We start from the raw sequence: 20611 nt of genomic DNA on the forward strand, positions 1-20611 counted from the left end.
CGCCCCGACATGACCACCCGCGCGCAATGGCTCGGCATCATCTGCGGGCTGCTGACCTCGCTGATATGGGGTGTGCAATCAGTCGTCTCCCGGCACGCCATGCTGATCGACCTGACGCCGGCCGACGTGACGATCCTTCGCTTCGTCTCGGCCGGAGCCGTATTGCTGCCCTGGGCGCTGAAGCATATGCGCCCCTTCCCGGTCGGCTCGCTGGGCTGGCCGCGCGCTTGGATCATGGCGTTGCTGATCGGCCCGCTCTATAGCCTGCTTCTGGTCGGCGGCGCCCATTTCGCGCCGGCCCTGCACTCCTCGATTATCTCGCCCGGCCTGATCCCGGTCTTCACCGCCCTGCTCGTCTTCCTCGTCACCGGCGAGCGCGCCGGGCGGATGCGTCTCGCCGGGCTCGGCATCATCGTGCTCGGCATCGGCATCTTCTCGCGCGACGCGCTGGCCGCGACGCCGTCGCGGCCAGACGCCTGGATCGGCGACCTGCTCTTCGTACTGATCGCCTGCCTGTGGTCGATCTTCGGGCTGCTGGCCAGGCGCTGGGGCGCAAGCTCGATCGAGGTCACCGCAGCCTCATGCCTGCTCTCGGTGCCACTGCTTGTGGTCGTCGCGCTGGCGCTGCCCATCCACATGGCGCGGGCACCCCTCGCCGAGCTGCTGTTGCAAGCGCTATATCAGGGCGTGCTCGTCGGCGTGGTCGCACTCTATCTCTACGCCCGCACGGTGGCGACGCTTGGCGCCGCGAAGGCGACGCTGTTCCTGCCGCTGGTGCCGGTCGTGACCGCGAGTTCCAGCGCCCTGCTGCTGGCGGAAACGCCCACGCCGACAGAGCTCGTCGGCATGGCCGTGGTTGTGACGGGGATGCTGGTCGCCTTCCGCTCACCATCAGTCGGCTGAGCGACGGGACGGCATCTCAGCCCTGGTGCCCCTTGGCGATCGGCTCGACATAGGTGAGAGCCATATCCCAGGGGAAGTAGATCCAGGTATCCTGGCTGACCTCGGTGACGAAGGTGTCGACCGTCGGCACGCCGGCCGGCTTGGCATAGACCGTGGCGAAATGCGCGTTCGGCAGCATCTCGCGCACGACGCGCGCCGTCTTGCCCGTGTCGGTCAGATCGTCGACCACCAGCACGCCCTTGCCCTTGCCGTCGCCGATCGCCTTGATGTTCGGCGCGATGTCCTTGAGCACCCTGAGCTCGGACTGGTTCCTGTAGTCGTGATAGCTGGCGACGCACACAGTCTCGATCATGCGAAGGCCGAGCTCGCGGCAGATGATTGCCGCCGGCACCAGCCCGCCGCGGGTGATGCAGACCATGGCCTCGAAGGGCCCCTTCTCCGCGAGGCGCCAGGCGAGCGCGCGGGCATCGCGGTGGAACTGATCCCAGGAAACCGGGAAAGCCTTGTTCGAGGACGGTTCGGCCATGGCGCTGCACTCCGGACAGGTGGCGGCGCCCGCGGCGCCGTTTCCTGTCGGAAAACCCTATCGGCGCGCGCCTGACAAGAGGGACGTACCGAACATCCCCAGCCGGGGCCGGCGAATCCGCCTCAAAACTCGGCCCAGCCATCCGCTCCGCCGCCGGATGCCACCTTTCGGCCGCGCGGGATCGGCGCCACCGACGGCACGGCGCGCAGCGCCGGCGCCGCAGCGCGGACGGGTTGCAGCGCCGGGCGCGCGCGCTCGCTTCCGAGCCGGAAGGACGAAGCCATCGTGCTCAGTTGCTCGGTCTCCTGCTGGAGATCGCGGGCAACACGGGCGCTCTGCTCTGCGAGCAGCGAATTCTGCTGCGTGATCTCGTCCATATGCGCGACGGTGCGCGCCATCTCGTCGATGCCGTTCGCCTGCTCGGTCGTCGCCTGCGAGATCTCGCTGACGGTGGAGGCGACCTTCGAGGCCGCATCGACGATCTCGCGCAGCGTCGAGCCGGCATCCTTGACGAGACCGACGCCGGCTTGAATCTGCTGCGCGGAGTTCGCGATCAACGCCTTGACGCCATTGGCCGACTCGCTGCAGCGGGCGGCGAGCGCGCGCACCTCGGTCGCGACCACCGCGAAGCCGCGTCCGGCATCGCCGGCGCGGGCCGCTTCTACGGCCGCATTGAGCGCCAGCAGGTTCGTCTGGAAGGCGATTTCGTCGATCATCGAGATGATCTCGGAGATGCCGGACGACGCCTGCTCGATCCTGCCCATCGCCTCCACCGCCTCGGTGACGATGGCTCCGCCCCGCGCGGCGACCTCGCTCGCCTCATTGCCAAGCTGCACCGCCATCTTCGAATTGCCTGCACTGTGCTTGACCGAAGCCGCGAGCTCCTCAGTCGTCGCCGCCGTCTGCTGCAGGCTCGAAGCATTGGCCTCCGTGCGCTCCGCCAATTGCTGGCTGTCGGACGTGATCTTCAGCGAGGCCCCATCGATACGCGCGGAAATCTCGCGCACCGAGCCGACCACCTCAGCCAGCGTGTCGAGCAGATCGTTGACGCCGTTGCAGAGCGTCGCGACCTCCCCGTTCTTGCCTTCCAGCGGCACGCGGCCGGTCAGGTCCTTGTTCTTGGCGCGCGCGATGACCTCACTCGTCTCCTTCACGGCGGCCTCGAGCTGCTTGCCCTTGAAGGTGGCCGTGATGTCGGTGGCGAACTTCACGACCTTGTAGGGCCGCCCCTGCGCATCGAGGATCGGGTTGTAGCTCGCCTGGATCCAGACCTCTCTGCCACCGTTTCCGATGCGCCGATACTGCCCGGCATCGTACTCGCCCCTGCTCAGGCGCTCCCAGAAGTTGCGATAGGCTGGCGACTCCCGCTCGGCGGGATCGACGAACATGCGGTGGTGCTGTCCGACGATCTGCGCGAGCTCATAGCCGAGAACATTCAGGAAATTCTCGTTCGCATGCAGGATCTTGCCGGTGAGGTCGAACTCGATGACGGCCTGCGCCTTGTCGATCGCGGCACGCTGCCCTTCGAGATCGGCCAGGCGGTTCTTCTGTTCGGTGATATCGAAAGCGTATTTGATCACCCCGACCAGCTTGCCGCCCGCGCCCATGATCGGGTTGTAGCTCGCCTGAATCCAGACTTCTTTGCCCCCCTTGCCGACACGAAGGTATTGGCCACGCGAAAACTCACCTCGTCCGAGATCGGTCCAGAACTGCTTGTATATCGCGCTGGTCTTTTCTTCCTGCGTCACGAACATACTGTGATGCTGACCTTTAATCTCGGCCAGTGCATAGCCCATCGTGGCCAGGAAATTCTCATTCGCGCCGCGTATCTTCCCGTCGATGTCGAATTCGATGACGGCTTGCGATCGGTTGATCGCCGCGAGCTGGCCCGCCGTGTGCTTGTTCGAGAATAGGCCGGAAAAGAGCGACATCGATATCCCCCTTTTGGCGCGGCCCAGCGCATCAGGCTTCGTCTCGGACCAGCGCCGTCATGAAAGCCGTTATCGAACGCCCGCTACGCGAAAACGCAGCGACATGAGCCGAATTCTTTTCGACTACTGCAGAATCATGACAGCTACCGGTTTATGAATGATGTATACCCGGCTCATCATCTCGAAAATCACGAAACAAAGAAATATTCGCCCGAAAAGATATTACATCAAAGCAATAATCAGGACGACACAAGGCGTTTCCGTACCGTTTTCCGGCAATAAAAAGGAAATGAATTGTATTATACGCGCAAAGGTCGCATCAGCTATTTATGCTTCTTTATATTTTAATTTTTCAACATCAATCATAGCCTTCACCTCGGCCATAGCGGCCTCGAGTTTGCCTGCTTCGCGCGACCGCACGACGATGTTCGTGTCGGGCCCGATCTCCGACCAGAACGGATAGGAACCGATAGAGACCGCCGGATGAGCCTTGGCGATCTCCGCCAGCGGGCCGCCGATATCGCCCTCGCGCAAGCCGGCGCGGACCGTATCGGAGAGGATCTTCGTCCCTGTCCGCAAAGTCGGCGCCACGACGTCCAGCATCGCCTGCATGATCGCCGGAACGCCGGCCATCACATAGACATTCCCGATATTGAAGCCCGGCGCCTTCGAGATCGCGTTGGCGATCAGCTCGGCACCGGCCGGGATCCGGGCCATCCGCATGCGCGCCTCGTTGAGTTCGGCCGGCGAGAAGCGCTCCGACAGCATGGCGACCGCGCGCGGATCGTAATCGATGGCGACGCCGAAAGCGGCCGCGACGGAATCCGCCGTGATGTCGTCATGGGTCGGCCCGATACCGCCGGTGGTGAAGACATAGCTGTAGCGCCCCCGCAGGGCGTTGAGCGCCGCGACGATCTCCTCCTTCACATCCGGCACCACCCGGACCTCGCGCAGCTCGATGCCGATATTGGTGAGGTACTCGGCGATATAGCCGATGTTCTTGTCCTTCGTGCGCCCCGAGAGGATCTCGTCGCCGATCACGAGAATCGCGGCCGTGACCATGACGGCGGAGGAACTGGCTTCACTGGCGGTCATGGCGGCACTCCTGGCTTTCAGCACAAGAGCTAGGGCATCGGACCGAAAAGCGGTACCCACTTTCGGACGCATCCAATGCTCAGAAAACGAGATAGGTCGCCGCCCCAGGGCCCGGTGGCGCGGGCGGCGATCGAAGGCGCTTGACGCGGCGCTGTGGCGGCACCGCGAAGGCCTCGGTTCAGGCGCGCTTGCGCTCGAAGGCAAGATTGAGCCGCGTCTGCGAAACGAGTTCGTAACCGCTGCGCGTCAGCAGGCCGACGAGATCGCTCTGCCAGCGCTGGCGCGAATCCTCGATGATGATGAAGCCCGGCCAGAGCGTCTCCGGCGCATCGCGCAGGAAGGGCTCGAGAATGATGTCCTCCGCGCCCTCGACATCGAGCTTGATCGCATCGATCCGCTCATAGCCCTCGCCCTGGACCAGGGCGAGCAGCGTCATGGCCGGCACCTTCAGCGCGGTTCCCGCGCTCGAATTGATGATGCGGACGCTCGACTCGCCGCGATTGGCCTGGTCGATGAACAGGGTGAGTTCGCCCGGCTTGTCGGCCAGAGCACAGGCCACCGCCTTGATCGTGCCGAACGGGTTCTGCGCGATGTTGAAAGCGAGCCGTGCGAAGATATCCGGCTGCGGCTCGACCGCGAGGATGCGCGCGCCGCGCCCCGCCTGCGAGGCCACGAACAAGGAATAGGCGCCGACATTCGCGCCGACATCGATGAAGGTGAAGCCTTCGCGCAGCCGGGCCGCCAGCATCTCGCGCTCCGACACGTCGAAGCTCTGCGGCGTGAACAGAACGCGCTTCTCGCAGATATTGCCGTTCGGATGGAGCCGCATCCTGGCGCCCAGCGCCTCGATGTCGACAGGAGTGCCGTCGAGCGCGCGCAGGGCGATGCTGCGCAGCGCAAGGGCGAGCTTGCGCCCCAGGAAGCTGTCGGAGGTAGCACGCGTCCAGGCGATGATGCGCCCGATAAAGGCTTTCGGGGCAAAGGCGCCGTACGGCCGCTCTTCGCCAGCGGATTGATCGATCATGATGGCCATCGGGCCAGCCTGATACACCTCGCGGCGCCGGGGCGCCAGTCGTCAGGACACACAATCGCCAGACGTCACCGCGCGTCGGCGAAACGCGAATGAATCTCGCCGAACAGAGGCGCTATCGCGATGAAGACGTCGACGAGCCGCGGATCGAACTGCCGTCCGCGCTCACTCAGGACCACTGCGACCGCTTCATCATGCGTCATCGCCGCCTTGTAGACTCGCTCCGTGACGAGTGCGTCGTAGACATCGGCAATCGCCATCAGCCGCCCCGCCAGCGGAATGGCCAGCCCGGCGAGACCTTGCGGGTAGCCGGCCCCGTCCCAGCGCTCATGATGCGTGTAGGCGATTTCCTTGGCGAGCCGGAGAAACGAGCTCGATGCGCCCAGATGGCGCTCGGCATTGGCGATGGCGAGGCGTCCGAGCTCGGCATGCATCTGCATCACCGCGCGCTCTTCCTCGTCGAGTTTGCCGGGTTTCAGCAGAATGCTGTCGGGAATGCCGACCTTGCCGATGTCGTGCAGCGGGGCGGACTTGAACAGCAGCTCCAGGGTCGCGTCGTTCAGCTCCTCGGAGAAGAGGCCACGCTCCCGGGCGCCCTCCGCGAGTGCCCGCAAATAATACTGCGTGCGGCGGACATGGTTGGCCGTCTCGTTGTCGCGCGTCTCCGCCAGCGACGCCATGGCCAGAATGATGGCATCCTTCGCCCGCTCGGCTTCCTCCAATGCGGCCGAAAGCGAGTTCACCAGCGCGATGTTCGTCATCGCGACGGCCGCGCTGTTGGCGATCCGCCGCAGGGCCCGGATCACGTCCGGCTGGGGACGATGACGGCGCGCCCAATACGCGCCGATCGCGGCGACCGGATCATCCTGCCTCACCGGCACCATCACGAGGCTGCGCACGAAGGTCGGCCGATAGGCCGCATGGGGAATGCGATCGTCTGCGTAGATGTCCTCGATGACCACGACCTCGCCATGCTGCATGGCCCAGCCTGAAATGCAGGCTTCCATCGGGAAGCGCTGGCCTTTCCAGAGCGGGGTGATGGCGTCCTCGTCGGCATAGTAGCAACGGCCATTCTCGCGCAGGACGAAGCTGATGCCGTCTGCGCTGGTCAGTCCCCGCGCATTCCGGCGCACCACCGCCATGACCTCGTCGAGCCCGCGAGCCATCGCAAGATCGAGCACCAGCGCATCGAGCGCGCTCAGCGTCGGATCGGGAGTATCGGCGGCCAGGCTGGAGACAGTCGCTTGCATATGTCCAAAGGTAAGCGAGCCGGTCGGATCGACGGCGAGGCAACGAATTGCCTCAAAAAAGTTACAATTCCACGAATCTCCAGGCAATAATCATTCGCTCGCAACGAACCTTACGGCATCACCACCGCCGCCGCGTGGCTCGCGCATGCCTCCCGCGCTCAACCGGCTTGCGCGCCCCACCAAACGCAATAGATAAGGGGAGAGGAGTTTTCCACGCGCGATGACATTCGAAGACACCATCGGCCGCTCGCGTCCGCGCGAGCCTGCCATCAAGATTCATGGCCCCGAGGCCTTCGCGGCCATGCATAAGGCCGGCCGGCTGACGGCGGCGGGGCTGGACATGCTCGGCTCCTATGTCAAGCCGGGCGTCACCACCCAGCGTCTCGATGATCTCGCCTTCCAGTTCGCCATGGACAACGGGGCCTACCCGGCGACCTTGTTCTATCGCGGCTACACCAAGTCGATCTGCACCTCGATCAACCATGTCGTCTGCCACGGCATTCCCGACGACAAGCCGCTGCGCGAGGGTGATGTCCTCAACATCGACTACACGCTGATCGTCGACGGCTGGCACGGAGATTCCAGCCGCATGTACGGGGTCGGCGATATCTCGCGGAAGGCGGAGCGCCTTATCGAGATCACCTATGAAAGCCTGCTGCGCGGCATCAAGGCAGTCCGCGCCGGCGCCACGACCGGAGATATCGGCTTCGCGATTCAGCGCTATGCCGAGGCCGAGCGCTGCTCGGTGGTGCGCGACTTCTGCGGCCACGGCATCGGTCAGCTCTTCCACGACGCGCCGAACATCCTGCACTATGGCAGCCCCGGCGAGGGCATCGAGCTGAAGCCCGGCATGGTCTTCACCATCGAGCCGATGATCAATCTCGGCAAGTCGGGGGTGAAGGTGCTCTCCGACGGCTGGACCGCGGTGACGCGCGACCGTTCGCTCTCGGCCCAGTTCGAACATCAGATCGGCGTCACCGAGACAGGCTGCGAGATCTTCACGCTCTCGCCGGCCGGCCTCGACAATCCGCTCGCGGCGAAATGAGCGAGCGCCAGGGCAAGGGATCGCGCAAAGCGCCCTCGCCCGCGGGACTGTTCGCAGAATCCGCTGTCCCGGCGGTCTCCACGGCCCAGGCCCCGGCGCCGCACTACCACGGCCATCGCGATCGCCTGCGCGCCCGCTTTCAGGAGGCAGGCGCCGATGCGCTGCCCGACTATGAGCTGCTGGAGCTGCTGCTCTTCCGCTCGATCCCACAGCGCGACGTCAAGCCGCTCGCCAAGGAGCTGATCCAGCGCTTCGGCTCCTTCGCCGAGGTTTTGGCTGCTCCCGCCTCACGGTTGACTGAGGCCAAGGGCGTCGGCGAGGGCGTGGCGCTCGATCTCAAGATCGTCGAAGCCGCTCTGAAGCGCATGGCCAAGGGCGCCGTCGCCAAGCGCACCGTCCTCTCCTCCTGGTCCTCGGTGCTCGACTATTGCCGGATGGCGATGGCCTTCGCCGAGCGCGAGCAGTTCCGCATCCTGTTCCTCGACAAGAAGAACGCGCTGATCGCCGACGAGGTGCAGCAGACCGGCACGGTCGACCACACGCCGGTCTATCCGCGCGAGGTCATGCGCAGGGCGCTGGAACTTTCGGCTTCGGCGATCATCCTCGTCCACAACCACCCCTCGGGCGACCCGACGCCCTCCGGGGCCGACATGCGGATGACCCGCGAGCTCGTCGACATCGCCAAGCCGCTCGGCATCGCCATTCACGACCACATCATCGTCGGCCGAGACGGCCATGCGAGCTTCCGCAGCCTCGGCCTGATCTGAGCCGCAAGCCCCGCACCACGGGAGGCAGAGCCTATGCCGCAACTGACAGTGAAACGGGTCTATGATCCGCCGGCCCCCGGCGACGGCATGCGGATTCTGGTCGATCGGCTGTGGCCGCGCGGCGTCTCGAAGGACAGAATCGATCTCTGGCTCAAGGACATCGCGCCCAGCGATACCTTGCGGCATGAATTCCACGGCGATCCCGATCGCTGGGATGAGTTTTGCGCAGCCTATGCGGCAGAGCTCGGCACGGCCCCGGCGCAGGCTGCACTTTCCACGCTGGACGAGAAGCTCAAGGAAGGTCCTGTGGCCTTGCTCTACGCCGCCAAAGACGAGCATCACAACAACGCCGAGGCCCTGAGGATCTGGCTGCAGCAACGGCGCAGCTCGACGAAAACCGGCTAGAAGCGCTTCCGTTACGGAGCCTCGAATAGAAGCGGTCGCTGCCGCCTCTGCTGGACCGCCGGGTGTTGCCGCTCAGCTGCGTGAGGACTTCGCTCCTCACTATTGCCCATGAATTAGGCAGGCCGATCAATTGGCCGCCTCTTCCCCCTCTTCCCGAACGCCAGCGAATGCGCATAGGCTGACCGAAAAGGGGAAGAGGCTGCATGGTCGCATTCGATGAAATGACCGGCTTGGGCACGGAGCTGCGGCCTGCCTACGGAGCTCTCGACCGTTGGCTGAAGGAGGCTCCGCCGGAAACGCTGGCTCTGCGGCGCAGCCAGGCCGAGCTGTTCTTCCGGCGTATCGGCATTACCTTCGCCGTCTACGGCGACGCAGAATCCACCGAACGGCTGATCCCCTTCGATATCATCCCGCGCGTCCTGACCAAGCCGGAATGGACCAAGCTGGAAGCGGGCCTGCGCCAGCGCGTCACCGCGCTCAACATGTTCCTGGCCGATGTCTACGGGCCGAAGGAATGCCTCAAGGCCGGCATCATTCCACCGGATCTGGTCTACCGGAACGCCTGCTACCAGCTTGAAATGGTCGACTTCAAGGTGCCGCACGGCATCTACTGCCATATCGCCGGCATCGATGTGGTGCGCGTCGACGCCGACACCTTCTACGTGCTGGAAGACAATGCGCGCACCCCCTCGGGCGTCTCCTACATGATGGAGAACCGCGAAGTGATGCTCCGGCTCTTCCCTGAGCTCTTCGCCATGCATCGCGTCGCACCGGTCGACAATTATCCGGATCAGTTGCTGGCGACGTTGCGCTCGGTCGCGCCACGCAGCGCGCCTTCCGACCCGACGATCTGCCTGCTGACGCCTGGCCAGTACAATTCGGCCTTCTACGAGCACTCGTTCTTGGCCGACAAGCTCGGAGTCGAGCTGGTCGAGGGCTCCGACCTGCTGGTCAAGGACGACGTGGTCTATATGCGGACCACCCAGGGCCCCAAGCGCGTCGACGTGATCTACCGGCGCATCGACGATGATTTCATCGATCCCCTCGTCTTCCGCAGCGATTCGATCCTCGGCGTGCCCGGCATCATCGGGGCCTACAAGGCCGGCAACGTTACGCTGGCCAACGCGGTCGGCACCGGCGTCGCCGACGACAAGGCGGTCTACAGCTACATGCCGGAGATCGTGAAGTTCTTCACCGGCGAGGAGCCGATCCTGAAGAACGTCCCGACCTTCCGCTGCCGCGAACCCGAAGCCAACGCCTATGTCCTCGACAATCTCGAGAAGCTTGTCGTCAAGGAGGTCAACGGCTCGGGCGGCTACGGCATGCTCGTCGGCCCGCACGCCAACAAGGCGCAGATCGAGGCCTTCCGCCGCAAGCTCAAGGCCCAGCCGGACGGCTTCATCGCCCAGCCGACGCTGGCGCTCTCGACCTGCCCGACCTTCGTCGCCTCGGGCGTGGCGCCCCGCCATGTCGATTTGCGCCCCTATGTGCTCAGCGGCGCCAACGGCATCTCCTGCGTTCCCGGCGGGCTGACCCGCGTCGCGCTCAAGGAAGGCTCGCTCGTCGTCAATTCCAGCCAGGGCGGCGGCACCAAGGACACCTGGGTGCTCGACGCATGACGAACCCCGTCCTTCGCACGGCCATCTCGCTTCCGGAATCGCCTGCCATGCTGCGGAAAGGCTCTCGCTGACCATGCTCTCGCGTACCGCAGACAGCCTCTATTGGGTTTCCCGCTATGTCGAGCGGGCTGAATATCTGGCCCGCATCCTCGACGCCACGACCCGCCTCACCAACCTGCCGTCGACCTATGGCGGCGCCGGCACGGAATGGCAGAGCGCGGTCTTGACGGCCGGCTGCGAGGACACCTTCGCCCGGGCCTATGGCGAAGCGAACGAGCGCAATGTCTGCGACTTCCTGACCTTCAACCCGGACAATCCCTCCTCCATCCGCAACTGCCTCGCCCAGGCACGCTCCAATGCGCGCGCCGTGCGCACGGCGCTGACCTCGGAGATGTGGGACGCGCTCAACGGCGCCTGGCTTGAACTGCAGCGCTTCGAGAAGAAGCGGATGGACCGCGAGGAATTCGCTCGCTTCCTCGACTGGGTGAAGAACGTCTCGCTGGTCTTCGACGGCTCGGCCTACCGCACCATGCTGCGCGACGACAGCTACTGGTTCTCGCGGCTCGGCGTCTATATCGAGCGCGCCGACAACACCGCCCGCATCCTCGACGTGAAGTATCATGTGCTGCTGCCGGCGAACGAGCAGGTGGGCGGCTCGCTCGACTACTTCCAGTGGACCACGGTGCTGCGCGAGGTCTCGGCGCTGACGGCCTATCACTGGGTCTATCGCGAGGCGGTGAAGCCGATACTGGTCGCAGACCTGCTCATCCTGAACCGCCGCATGCCGCGATCGCTCGCCGCCTGCTACGAGAACATCTCGCGCTTCCTCGACCATCTCGGCGATGCCTATGGCCGGCAGGGTTCATCCCAGCGCCAGGCGCGCAAGACGCTGGGGGGCCTGAGCAACACCCGCATCGACGATGTCTTCGAGCACGGGCTGCACGAATTCATCGAAGAGTTCATCACGGAGAACAACCGCCTCGGCAACACCATCTTCGAGCAGTATCTGCAATGAAAGCCTTGCTCGTGTTCAGGCTCTCGGCAAGAACGCGGCCGCGGTAACCCGCTCGGATTGGACCATGCGGATCAGGATCTCCCACACGATCAGCTACGACTACGCCGAGCCGGCGCGCCACATCACGCAGATTCTGCGTTTGACGCCGCGCGACCATGACGGCCAGCATGTGATGTCCTGGCGCATCGAGCCGAGCGTCGACGGCCGTTTGCGCGCCACGCAGGATGCGCATGGCAACATCGTCCATAGCTTCTACGCCGAAGGCCCGATCTCCTCGCTCAGCATCCGCATCGATGGGCTGATCGAGACCGTCGATCTGGCCGGCGCGGTCCGCGGCGGTCTCGAACGCGTCCCTTGCGAGGTTTATCGACGCGATACCCTGATGACGGGACATGATGACGCCCTGCGCAGCTTCGCTGACGAGGTGACGGCGGGCGCCGCCACGCCCTTGTCGCAGATGCATGCTCTTATGGCTGCCGTCGGCGATCGGATGAATTGCATCGATGCCAGTGGCCGCAGCGGGGTCGGAGCGATCGCAGCCTTTGCCGCGCAGGAGGCGATCGCGCAGGATGTCGCGCATGTCTTCATGGCCTGCGCCCGGCATCTCGGCATGCCCGCACGCTACGTCTCGGGCTATGTCGCACAGGCCGACGGCCTGCCGCACGGCAACGGTGCCCATGCCTGGGCAGAGGTGCATCTGGACGACTATGGCTGGATCGGTTTCGACTGCGCCAACGGCCTCTGCCCCATCGATACGCATGTTCGCGTGGCCGTGGGGCTCGATTTCGCCGATGCCGCGCCGGTGCGCGGCTCGCGTCAGGGCGGCGAAGGCGAGAATCTCAATGTACTCGTCAGCGCCCGGGAGGCCGAAGGGCGTTTCGCCAATCAGTGATCGCGCCCGATCCCGCTCTTTATTCTAGCATCGGATTTCTCCGAAAAATGGATTCCACTTTTCGGTCCGATGCTCTGGGAGTGCTGCAGATGCAAGGACATGCCCCGTGACCTACTGCGCCGGAATCCTTGTGCAGGATGGCCTCGTCATGATCGCCGATACCCGCACCAATGCCGGGCTGGACGACATCTCGACCTTCCGTAAGCTCCACGTCTTCTCATGGCCGGGGGACCGCAACTTCGGCCTGATGACCGCCGGCAACCTCTCGATCACCCAGTCGGTGGTGAGCTTCCTGCACGAAGGCCTGCCAAACCCCGAGACCGGCGAGATCGACACCCTGCACAATGCGAGCTCGATGTTCCGTGCCGCCCAACTCGTCGGGCGATGCATTCGCCATGTCCGCGAGATCGACGGCACCGCCCTTGAGGAAGCGCGGGTCAAGTTCGACATCTCGATGCTGTTCGGTGGCCAGATCAAGGGGCAGCCGATGCGGCTCTTCATGGTTTATGGCGCAGGCAACTTCATCGAATGCGGCGTAGACGCACCCTTCCTTCAAATCGGCGAACACAAATACGGCAAGCCGATCCTCGACCGCGCCGTGACCTTCAAGACGCATCTCTACGACGCCCTCAAGGTCGGATTGATTTCGATGGATTCGACCATGCGCTCCAATCTCGGCGTCGGTTTACCGATCGACCTGCTCGTCATGCGGCGGGACGCCGACGATCTCGAACTCAACAGGCGGATCGAGGCCGGAGAACCCTATTTCCACGATTTGCGCGAGCGCTGGTCCGCCGCATTGCGGGCTGCCCACATGGCGATTCCGCGCCCACCTTACGTTCCATCCGACTCTTGACGCCGTCGGGTGGCAACGGGATATCAATAATTCGGGCTTTAAGTCGTCCGAACGACCTGCCTTGGATAACGAATGCTGCAACCGTTTGCCGCGAAGATGACGAACGCGGGTGCCTCCGCTCGTATGTTCGCGAGCACGGTGGTGACACTCGGCTGCGCGTTCCTGCTCCTGATGGCTGCCGGCATCGGCGTGGTCATCGCGATCACCCGCGAAGCCAATCGCCTCGAGGTGCAGCGTCAGGCCGAACGGATCGAAGCGGCCTTCAACGCCCAGATCAAGGTCAACGAATTGCGCCTGCAGGGCCTGACTACGGCCGGCGAGCTGCCGGATGCGTTGGAAGCGGATGACCCGAAACCTGCGCTCCAGGCCGCCTTCAAACGCCTGCGCAGTCAGTTCGCCGATTTCGACGGGGCTTTTATCGCATCCGCGGGCGGCACCGTGCTGGCCGGCATCGAAACGAACACGCAGCTGGGCCGGGCGGGGACGGAAGGGCCGCGCCATCTCGATCTGTTCCTGCGCAGTGCCAGGGAAGTTCCGCTCTCCATAGGCCAGGGCGAGGACAGCCTTCCGCAGCCCGGAACCTCGCGCTCGGCCATCGTCCGGGACCGAGACGAAACCCTGATGCTGACCGCCGTCAATCTTTCGCGCGCCATACCGCTCGGCACGGCGAATATGCCCGAAGCGCTGCTTCTCATTGCCTACCGGCATATCTCGACAAGCCTTTTGGCCGAGCTGTCCGACCGATATCGCATCGCCGACATCCGATTGATCGCCGCCCAGCCCAGCGACGGACACAACGGGTTGGCATTGCGGGCGCCCGACGGGACGGTTTCCGGTTGGCTGAGCTGGACGCCGACTCGCCCCGGCGACGTCATGCTGCACCGGTTCCTCTGGGCCCTGATCGCAGTGGCGTTGCTGTTTTCGGCGATCTTCATCTTCGTCGTTCAGCGCCTGCGCGCCGCTGCCGGGCAGATCGAACTGCGCGAGCGCCAGATCCAGCGCCTCGCGGGGCAGGACGAGCTCTCGCTCCTGCCGAACCGGCGCAGCTTCGACCTGACTCTGGACCAGACTCTCGCCGATCTGCAGCAGGACGGCCGGACTCTCGCCGTGATGCTGATCGATCTCGATCGCTTCAAGGCGGTCAACGATACCTATGGCCATACGGCGGGCGACGAACTGATCCGTCAGGTCGCCACGCGGCTCGCGAGCTCCGTACAGGCTGAGGACACGGTCGCGCGCATCGGCGGCGACGAGTTCGGCATCATCCAGACGCAGGCCACGCCTGCCCGCTGCACTGCGCTGGCGGAACGCATCCTTACGCGCCTCACCGAACCCTTCATCGTCATGGGCATCGAGGTCACGATCGGCTGCTCCATCGGTATCGCGATGGCTCCGCGCGACGGCAAGGATCGCGAGATGCTGCTGAAGCTGGCGGATACCGCGCTCTACCAGTCCAAGAACAATGGCCGGAATCGTTTCGCCTTCTTCGAAACGCAGATGAACCGATCCCTGCAACTCAAGCGGATGGTCGAGGACGACCTGCGCCGCGCCATCGAGAACGATGAGCTGACGCTGCATTACCAGCCGCAGGTTTCGGTTGATGGCTCCACCATCGTCGGCGTCGAGGCGCTGGTCCGCTGGCCGCACCCGGTGCATGGCATGATCCCGCCATCGGATTTCATCACCATCGCGGAGGAGCGTGGCCTGATCGTGCCGTTGAGCGAGTGGGTGCTTCGGCGTGCCTGCAGCGAAGCCCGGCGCTGGTCGGGCATTCGGCTCGCGGTCAACGTGTCGCCGATCCAGTTCCGCCATAAGGACTTCGTCGCCAACGTCATCCGCATCATCGAGGAGACGGATTTCGATCCGGCACAGCTGGAGCTCGAGCTCACCGAAGGCGTGCTGATCGAGGATGCCGATGCCGCCGAGACCGCGATGATGGATATTCGGGCACATGGCGTCGGCCTGGCGCTTGACGATTTCGGCACCGGCTATTCGAGCCTGATCTATTTGCGGCGCTTCGCCTTCGACAAGATCAAGATCGACCGCTCCTTCCTCGAATATATGGAAGCAACCGGCGAATCCGCGATTTTGGTCCACTCCATGGCGCATCTCGGCCGCGCGCTTGGCCTGCGCGTCTGCGCCGAAGGCGTCGAGACCGCCGAGCAGCATCGTTTCCTGCAGGCGATCGGCTGCCACGAGCTGCAGGGCTTCCTGTTCTCGAAGGCCGTGCCCGCCCACGAGATCGACCGGCTGTTGGATCTCAACAACCCTTTTGCTGAAGTCCTCGTTGCCGCCTGAAATCCGTCTTCAGAACAGCAGCTCGTGGATGCCGCTGAAGATCGCATAGGCGAAACCGGCGCTGAGCAGCAGCCCCGCCGCACCGAAGACCGCCCCGATGATGATCAGCACCCCGTCGCGCTCGACGAGGCCCAGCCCTACCAGACAGACGGCGAGACCGAGCGGTATCTGTCCGATGAAGGGCGCCGCGACGATCAGGCCCAACGCCAGGACCAGCATCAGAAGCCCCAGTACCGGAACCGCGTAGGGACTGCCCAGCATCGTCAGGCGCGGCTTCGAAAAGCGTTCGAGCCGGACCAACGCCGGCAGCGCCCGCTCGACCGCACGATTGAGCTCTGGCTTGCCGATGCTGCGGGTGAGCAGAGCCTGCGGCAGCCACGGCATCCGCCGGCCCATCAGCATCTGAAGGGCAATGAAGGCGAGGACCAGGCCGCAAACCAAGGGGATCGGCGGCGGCATCGGCAGGCAGTTCGGCAGGCCGAGCAGCACGACGAGCAGGGCGTAGGCCCGGTCCTGGAGGGCGGCGACGATCGTACCGACCGCGATCCGGTCCCCCGGCAGTCCGGCGAGCGCCGTCAGAAGTCCGGAGGTGCGCAGGGAAGATGACAAGGGAACAAAGGCCGTGCCGAAGCGGAAGCGCCCGCCTAGCACGGCCGGCAGCCGCCCAACAAGCACGCCGCACGCAGGCGTTCAATGCCGGGCGCTCAAGCCCCCTATGGGGACGGACCGAAAAGGGGAACCGGAAATCCGGAGAAATTCGACGCTCGCACAAAGGGATAGGCTGCCACCGCGCCTGCGGTGGGACGCGCGGCGATCTAGCGCAGCCGGCTCAGTGCAGCGTCAGCACTCCGTTCAGGTTGCGGATTTCGGCTGGCCGGATCAGTCGTGAATGCGCAACGGTGACCGAATGAAGCGGCCCATCGAGCTCACGCCGCCAGAAGGCGAGGAAATCGTGAAGCACCGGAAAGCGCGGCGCGAGGTCGTATTGCAGCCAGATATAGGTCTGCAATACGTGGAGATGATCCGGCATCCGGTAGAGAATCGTCGCCGTTGTCAGTCCGTAGCCTTCCAGCTGCTTGATGAAGTCTGCAGAGACCATCGTCACCTCCTGTCCCGAAACGGAATGAAAGCTTAGCCGGATACGTCGAGGCTGCTCCCCGTTGGTTAACAAAAGCTTGCAATTCTACTGCCAAACTGCTGCTATCCAAACCGATATCATGGGTCGGCGCCTGCGATATCGCGTCGTTGGGGGGCGTGTGTGGCGTATGGCTCGAGTAAGGCCAAGCGGGCCGCGCTGGTGCTTGTCCTGACAACCCTTCCTCTTGATTTGCATGCGGAGGAGGAGGATCCCGACGAGCGCTCTCCCATATCGACGGTGATATTCGGCTCGATGGAGGCAGGGCCGACAAAAACCTTCGCCTCGGTCGGCATGAAGCGTGCGCTTGGCGGCGCGCTCGCCGGAAGCGGTTTCAGACTATTCCTCAAAGCCGGTTCCTCTCAGGAGCAGACGCGGCGCCAGCCGCCGAATGGCACCACCTACAAGGCCGAGTCATTGGCGATGTTGGGTTACGAATGGCGCATCGGCAGCAGCTTTTTCGCGCTGTATGCCGGCTCCGACTTTGAAAGCGAGCAGCGCATCGAAGCCTTCGGCCCATCGTTGATCACGACGCGCTATGGGGCGCGGCTCCAGGCCGATCTTTGGGCGATACCTGCCGACGGCATGATGCTCCAGGCCAATGCCTATGCCTCCTCGGTCGATCATCGCCTCTGGGGACGCCTCGCGCCCGGTTGGCGAGTGCCGGCGGGGTTCTATCTCGGCCCTGAGGCAGAAGCCTATCGCGCGTCCGATTATCGCAAGTTACGGCTCGGACTCCATCTTACCGGACTGCGTCTCCTCGGCCTGGAATGGCGCCTCTCCGGCGGCTGGCAGAGAACAAGCGACCGCCCATCGGAGGCCTATGGCACGTTGGGGCTGCACTGGTTGCGCTAGAGCGGGCGCAGCATCCACCAGTCGCAGAAGCATGGAATGCTCCCGATTCAGCCTTGCAACGCCCGCAAGGCCTCCGGCGTATCGACGTCGATGGCGATGGCCGGATCTTCGAATGCGACCTCGACCACGCGCTCGCCGGCCTCGTCGAGCAGCCGCCGCCCCCCACGATCGCCCGTGAGCAGCGATACTGCCGGAAAAACCTCCCGCGCCAGCAGCACCGGGTTGCCGCGCTGCCCGAACAGCGTCGGCACGACGGCGAGCGCCTCCGGCCGCGCGCCATGCGCCTCGATCAGCCGTTCGATCACCTTCGGGGTCACGTTCGGCATGTCGCCGAGCGAAATCACCGCGCCCTGGACCTCGACAGGCAGGGCGGCGACGCCGGCCTTCAAGGAACTCGCCATGCCCGAGGGATAGTCGGGGTTGTGCACCATCCGGACAGGCAAATCCGCAAGGGCGGCCGCGACGGCATCCTGCTCGTGACCGGTGACGACCAGCACCGGCGACAGGCCGGCTTCGATTTGCGCCTCCACCGCGTGACGCAGGATCGGCTTGCCGCGCAGCGGCTGGAGCAGCTTGTTGCGCGCGCCCATGCGCGTCGACTGCCCGGCAGCGAGAACGATGCCGGCGATCGGGCCGCCTTCCTCATGGCCGGGGGCGCGCGGCTGCGGCCGCGAGACGATCTCCATCAGCAACCCGCCGACGCCCATGCGCTGAACGTCCGAACGCCCAACCCGGAGCCCCGCGAGGCTGCGCTGCAGCACCCAGTCGAAGCTGTTTTCCTTCGGGGAGCGTGCACAACCCGGCGCCCCGATCACCGGCTTGCCTGCGAGCCTGCCGAGCATCAGCAGATTGCCGGGATCGACCGGCATGCCGAGATGTTCGACCTCCCCGCCGGCTTCCACCAGCGCCTGCGGAACGACGTCGCGCCGGTCGGTAATGGCCGAGGCACCGAACACCACGATGATGTCGGCCTTTCCCTTCGCCTGCTCGACAAGCGCCGCGGCGAGCGGCTGCGGCTCATGCGGAACGCGCTTGTCGGCCGCCAGCACGGCCTGCGCCGGAGCCAGACGTTCCTCCATGATCCGCAGGGTCTTGTCGACGACGCTTGGCTTGAGGCCCGGCAGCAGGGTCGAGATCACCGCCACCCGCGACGGACGATAGGGTGCGATCGCGATGGCCGGCCCGGCACCGAGCGCCGCCAGCGCCTCCTCCATCTGCGTCTCGGCAACCGCATAGGGAATGATCTTCACCGTCGCGACGAGTTCACCTGCCACGACCGCCTTGAGCGCCGGCAGCGTCGCGACCGTGATCGCCTCGTCAACAGCATTGAACGCATCAATGGCGGCGACATCGATCTTGAGAACACCGGCCGTGGCCGCGAACATGTTGACCCGGCCCGTAAAGGGCAGTTCGGCGGCGATGGCCTCGCCGGTCATCCTTGCGGCCAGGCACTCGGCAGCCGCGTTCTCGCCGATATCGCCCGGCTCCAGCCGGACTGCGACAATCTCCTGGACACCGGCCTCGCGAAGCCGCGCCGCCAGCTCCGTCGTGATCGTGGCACCCTTCTTCACGGTCGCTCCGCCGGCGCGAATCGTATGCGCCGCGATGCAGCCGGCGGCATCGGCAATGGCGACGGGCCCGAATCTCATCTGCTGCGCCTCTCAGGCCAGCTTGCGGCGCGGGCCGCGCAAGGTCGAGACGATCTCCGCCAGGATCGCAAGCGCGATCTCCGCCGGCGAGACCGCTCCGATGTCGAGCCCGATCGGCGCGTGGATGCGCTCGATGGTTGCCGCATCGAAACCAGCCGCAGTCAGCCGCTCAACGCGCTTGCCATGGGTCTTCCGGCTGCCGAGCGCGCCCACATAGAAGCAGTCCGAGCCCAGCGCCGCCTCCAGCCCGGGATCGTCGATCTTCGGGTCATGGGTCAGGGCGACGAAGGCGGTATAGCTGTCGAGGCCGATCCGGCCGATGGCCTCGTCCGGCCATTCCGCCAGCAATTCGGTCTCCGGAAAGCGCTCGGGCGTCGCGAAGGCGGTGCGGGGATCGATGATGACGAGGTCGAGGTCGAGCGTCCTGGCCATTGGCGCCATCGCCTGCGAGATATGGACGGCGCCGGTCACCACGATTCGCGGATACGGAGCCTGCACGGTCAGGAAGTACTGCGCGCCCTCGACCTCCACCATGCCGCTTTTGCCCATGCGCAGCTGCCGTTCCAGCAGCTCGGCCAGCGGGTCCCCGGAAACCGCGGCGTGCTTAACGAGCCGCTGCGTACCGCCAGCGATGTCGGTCACCAGCACGGTGGCGCGGCGTGCCTGGCGCTCGGCATTGAGCGCCGCGAGAACGGAGAGATCCACGGACTCAGCCCCTGTCCACCGCGAGCTTCAGCCCTAGCCCGATCATCAGCGAGCCGCCGATCCAGCGCCCGAAAGCGAACCCCGCCCTGGTCTTCTTCATCGCGCCCACGACGAAGGAAGCGCCGAAGACCGTGACGAGATCGGCCGAGGAGAAGGCGAAATTGACGATCATGCCGAGGATCAGGAACTGCGCCCAGACCGGGAGCGGGGCGGCCGGATCAACGAACTGCGGCAGAAGCGCGATGAAGAACAGCGCAACCTTCGGGTTCAGGATCTCGACGATGAAGGAATCGAGCAGCGCGCGCTTCACCGTCTTCGGCGGCGCGACAGGCTGATCCGGCGCGCCCAGGCGCGAGCGGATCATGCCGATGCCGATCCAGACCAGATAGATCGCACCGGCGATCTTCACTGCCATGAACAGTTCCGGCACATGCTTGAACACGGCGGAGAGGCCGAAGGCAGCGGCAAAGACGTGGACATAACAGCCGAGATGGATGCCGAGCATCGCCATCAGGCCGGCCTTGCGGCCATGGCTGATCGTCTGGGCGGCGGTATAGAGCAGCGCCGGCCCCGGAAAATAGGCGACGAGGATCGTCACCGTCGCGAAGGCGATCAGCGTTTCCCAGGAGGCCATC

At 64.9% G+C, this 20611-nt stretch carries 20 protein-coding genes; 10 read left to right on the forward strand and 10 right to left on the reverse strand.

Annotated features, from left to right (window positions below; translation table 11 throughout):
* Positions 1-9 precede the first annotated feature (9 nt).
* A complete protein-coding gene (locus tag AC1DDA_RS10800) occupies positions 10-903 on the forward strand; it encodes a DMT family transporter (RefSeq protein WP_476795748.1) in 894 nt (297 codons plus the stop codon).
* A 16-nt stretch (positions 904-919) separates the two neighbouring features.
* On the opposite strand, the gene gpt is transcribed toward AC1DDA_RS10800, so the two are convergent.
* The 5 genes from gpt to AC1DDA_RS10825 form a co-directional block, all read right to left on the reverse strand.
* Positions 920-1429 (reverse strand): xanthine phosphoribosyltransferase, encoded by a 510-nt coding sequence (gene gpt, locus AC1DDA_RS10805; protein WP_441471690.1) that lies wholly within the window; start codon positions 1427-1429, stop codon positions 920-922.
* A gap of 122 nt (positions 1430-1551) precedes the next feature.
* Complete coding sequence (locus tag AC1DDA_RS10810) at positions 1552-3360, reverse strand: methyl-accepting chemotaxis protein (protein WP_476795749.1); 1809 nt, start codon at positions 3358-3360, stop codon at positions 1552-1554.
* Between the two features lie 327 nt (positions 3361-3687).
* Positions 3688-4455 (reverse strand): competence/damage-inducible protein A, encoded by a 768-nt coding sequence (locus AC1DDA_RS10815; RefSeq protein WP_476795750.1) that lies wholly within the window; start codon positions 4453-4455, stop codon positions 3688-3690.
* Between the two features lie 178 nt (positions 4456-4633).
* A complete protein-coding gene (locus AC1DDA_RS10820; RefSeq protein WP_441512957.1) occupies positions 4634-5479 on the reverse strand; it encodes an FkbM family methyltransferase in 846 nt (281 codons plus the stop codon).
* A gap of 74 nt (positions 5480-5553) precedes the next feature.
* Positions 5554-6735: a GAF and HD-GYP domain-containing protein gene (locus tag AC1DDA_RS10825; protein ID WP_476795751.1), complete on the reverse strand. Its 1182-nt coding sequence runs from the start codon at positions 6733-6735 to the stop codon at positions 5554-5556.
* 220 nt (positions 6736-6955) lie between these two features.
* Here AC1DDA_RS10825 and map point away from each other — a divergent pair, with 220 nt between their 5' ends.
* From map to AC1DDA_RS10865, 8 genes are all read left to right on the forward strand, one after another.
* Positions 6956-7780, forward strand: a complete 825-nt coding sequence (map, locus tag AC1DDA_RS10830) for a type I methionyl aminopeptidase (RefSeq protein ID WP_476795752.1) — start codon at positions 6956-6958, stop codon at positions 7778-7780.
* Positions 7777-8547: a RadC family protein gene (gene radC, locus AC1DDA_RS10835; RefSeq protein WP_476795753.1), complete on the forward strand. Its 771-nt coding sequence runs from the start codon at positions 7777-7779 to the stop codon at positions 8545-8547. The genes map and radC overlap by 4 nt, the downstream gene beginning before the upstream one ends.
* A 33-nt stretch (positions 8548-8580) precedes the next feature.
* Complete coding sequence (locus AC1DDA_RS10840; protein WP_476795754.1) at positions 8581-8952, forward strand: DUF488 domain-containing protein; 372 nt, start codon at positions 8581-8583, stop codon at positions 8950-8952.
* A gap of 203 nt (positions 8953-9155) precedes the next feature.
* A complete protein-coding gene (locus AC1DDA_RS10845) occupies positions 9156-10571 on the forward strand; it encodes a circularly permuted type 2 ATP-grasp protein (protein WP_441512961.1) in 1416 nt (471 codons plus the stop codon).
* 73 nt (positions 10572-10644) lie between these two features.
* A complete protein-coding gene (locus tag AC1DDA_RS10850) occupies positions 10645-11586 on the forward strand; it encodes an alpha-E domain-containing protein (RefSeq protein WP_441512962.1) in 942 nt (313 codons plus the stop codon).
* A gap of 64 nt (positions 11587-11650) precedes the next feature.
* On the forward strand, positions 11651-12478 hold the full coding sequence (locus AC1DDA_RS10855) for a transglutaminase family protein (RefSeq protein WP_476795755.1): 828 nt from the start codon (positions 11651-11653) through the stop codon (positions 12476-12478).
* A 106-nt stretch (positions 12479-12584) separates the two neighbouring features.
* Positions 12585-13334, forward strand: coding sequence for a proteasome-type protease (locus AC1DDA_RS10860; protein ID WP_476795756.1), 750 nt, complete (start codon positions 12585-12587; stop codon positions 13332-13334).
* Positions 13335-13406: 72 nt separating this feature from the next.
* Entirely contained in the window at positions 13407-15632 is a 2226-nt protein-coding gene (locus AC1DDA_RS10865; RefSeq protein ID WP_476795757.1) for a putative bifunctional diguanylate cyclase/phosphodiesterase, read from the forward strand.
* A 9-nt stretch (positions 15633-15641) separates the two neighbouring features.
* Here the strand turns inward: AC1DDA_RS10865 and AC1DDA_RS10870 are convergent, their stop codons facing one another.
* Positions 15642-16241 (reverse strand): exopolysaccharide biosynthesis protein, encoded by a 600-nt coding sequence (locus AC1DDA_RS10870; RefSeq protein WP_441512966.1) that lies wholly within the window; start codon positions 16239-16241, stop codon positions 15642-15644.
* A gap of 220 nt (positions 16242-16461) precedes the next feature.
* Positions 16462-16731 carry an usg protein gene (locus tag AC1DDA_RS10875; RefSeq protein WP_476795758.1) on the reverse strand — a complete coding sequence of 90 codons (270 nt, stop codon included), beginning with the start codon at positions 16729-16731 and terminating at the stop codon, positions 16462-16464.
* Positions 16732-16890: 159 nt separating this feature from the next.
* Between AC1DDA_RS10875 and bcsS the strand changes: the two genes are divergently transcribed.
* On the forward strand, positions 16891-17622 hold the full coding sequence (gene bcsS / locus AC1DDA_RS10880; protein WP_476795759.1) for a cellulose biosynthesis protein BcsS: 732 nt from the start codon (positions 16891-16893) through the stop codon (positions 17620-17622).
* A 47-nt stretch (positions 17623-17669) separates the two neighbouring features.
* Here bcsS and AC1DDA_RS10885 read toward each other — a convergent pair whose 3' ends face one another.
* From AC1DDA_RS10885 to AC1DDA_RS10895, 3 genes are read right to left on the reverse strand one after another with little or no spacing between them, the layout of a single operon-like run.
* Positions 17670-19271, reverse strand: coding sequence for an NTP transferase domain-containing protein (locus AC1DDA_RS10885; RefSeq protein WP_476795760.1), 1602 nt, complete (start codon positions 19269-19271; stop codon positions 17670-17672).
* A gap of 12 nt (positions 19272-19283) precedes the next feature.
* Positions 19284-19976: an XdhC family protein gene (locus AC1DDA_RS10890; protein WP_476795761.1), complete on the reverse strand. Its 693-nt coding sequence runs from the start codon at positions 19974-19976 to the stop codon at positions 19284-19286.
* Between the two features lie 4 nt (positions 19977-19980).
* Entirely contained in the window at positions 19981-20610 is a 630-nt protein-coding gene (locus AC1DDA_RS10895; protein ID WP_476795762.1) for a LysE family translocator, read from the reverse strand.
* Position 20611 lies beyond the last annotated feature (1 nt).

It is taken from the genome of Allobosea sp. 10N428 (genome assembly GCF_056394545.1).

Bases quoted from the DNA above. Each gene is read 5' to 3' on its own strand.
- AC1DDA_RS10845 (WP_441512961.1), top strand. From the start codon at position 9,156: ATGGTCGCATTCGATGAAATGACCGGCTTGGGCACGGAGCTGCGGCCT.
- AC1DDA_RS10875 (WP_476795758.1), bottom strand. From the start codon at position 16,731: ATGGTCTCTGCAGACTTCATCAAGCAGCTGGAAGGCTACGGACTGACA.
- gpt (WP_441471690.1), bottom strand. From the start codon at position 1,429: ATGGCCGAACCGTCCTCGAACAAGGCTTTCCCGGTTTCCTGGGATCAG.
- AC1DDA_RS10885 (WP_476795760.1), bottom strand. From the start codon at position 19,271: ATGAGATTCGGGCCCGTCGCCATTGCCGATGCCGCCGGCTGCATCGCG.
- AC1DDA_RS10825 (WP_476795751.1), bottom strand. From the start codon at position 6,735: ATGCAAGCGACTGTCTCCAGCCTGGCCGCCGATACTCCCGATCCGACG.
- AC1DDA_RS10810 (WP_476795749.1), bottom strand. From the start codon at position 3,360: ATGTCGCTCTTTTCCGGCCTATTCTCGAACAAGCACACGGCGGGCCAG.
- AC1DDA_RS10840 (WP_476795754.1), top strand. From the start codon at position 8,581: ATGCCGCAACTGACAGTGAAACGGGTCTATGATCCGCCGGCCCCCGGC.
- AC1DDA_RS10855 (WP_476795755.1), top strand. From the start codon at position 11,651: ATGCGGATCAGGATCTCCCACACGATCAGCTACGACTACGCCGAGCCG.
- AC1DDA_RS10850 (WP_441512962.1), top strand. From the start codon at position 10,645: ATGCTCTCGCGTACCGCAGACAGCCTCTATTGGGTTTCCCGCTATGTC.
- AC1DDA_RS10800 (WP_476795748.1), top strand. From the start codon at position 10: ATGACCACCCGCGCGCAATGGCTCGGCATCATCTGCGGGCTGCTGACC.
- AC1DDA_RS10815 (WP_476795750.1), bottom strand. From the start codon at position 4,455: ATGACCGCCAGTGAAGCCAGTTCCTCCGCCGTCATGGTCACGGCCGCG.
- AC1DDA_RS10820 (WP_441512957.1), bottom strand. From the start codon at position 5,479: ATGATCGATCAATCCGCTGGCGAAGAGCGGCCGTACGGCGCCTTTGCC.
- map (WP_476795752.1), top strand. From the start codon at position 6,956: ATGACATTCGAAGACACCATCGGCCGCTCGCGTCCGCGCGAGCCTGCC.
- radC (WP_476795753.1), top strand. From the start codon at position 7,777: ATGAGCGAGCGCCAGGGCAAGGGATCGCGCAAAGCGCCCTCGCCCGCG.
- AC1DDA_RS10865 (WP_476795757.1), top strand. From the start codon at position 13,407: ATGCTGCAACCGTTTGCCGCGAAGATGACGAACGCGGGTGCCTCCGCT.
- AC1DDA_RS10895 (WP_476795762.1), bottom strand. From the start codon at position 20,610: ATGGCCTCCTGGGAAACGCTGATCGCCTTCGCGACGGTGACGATCCTC.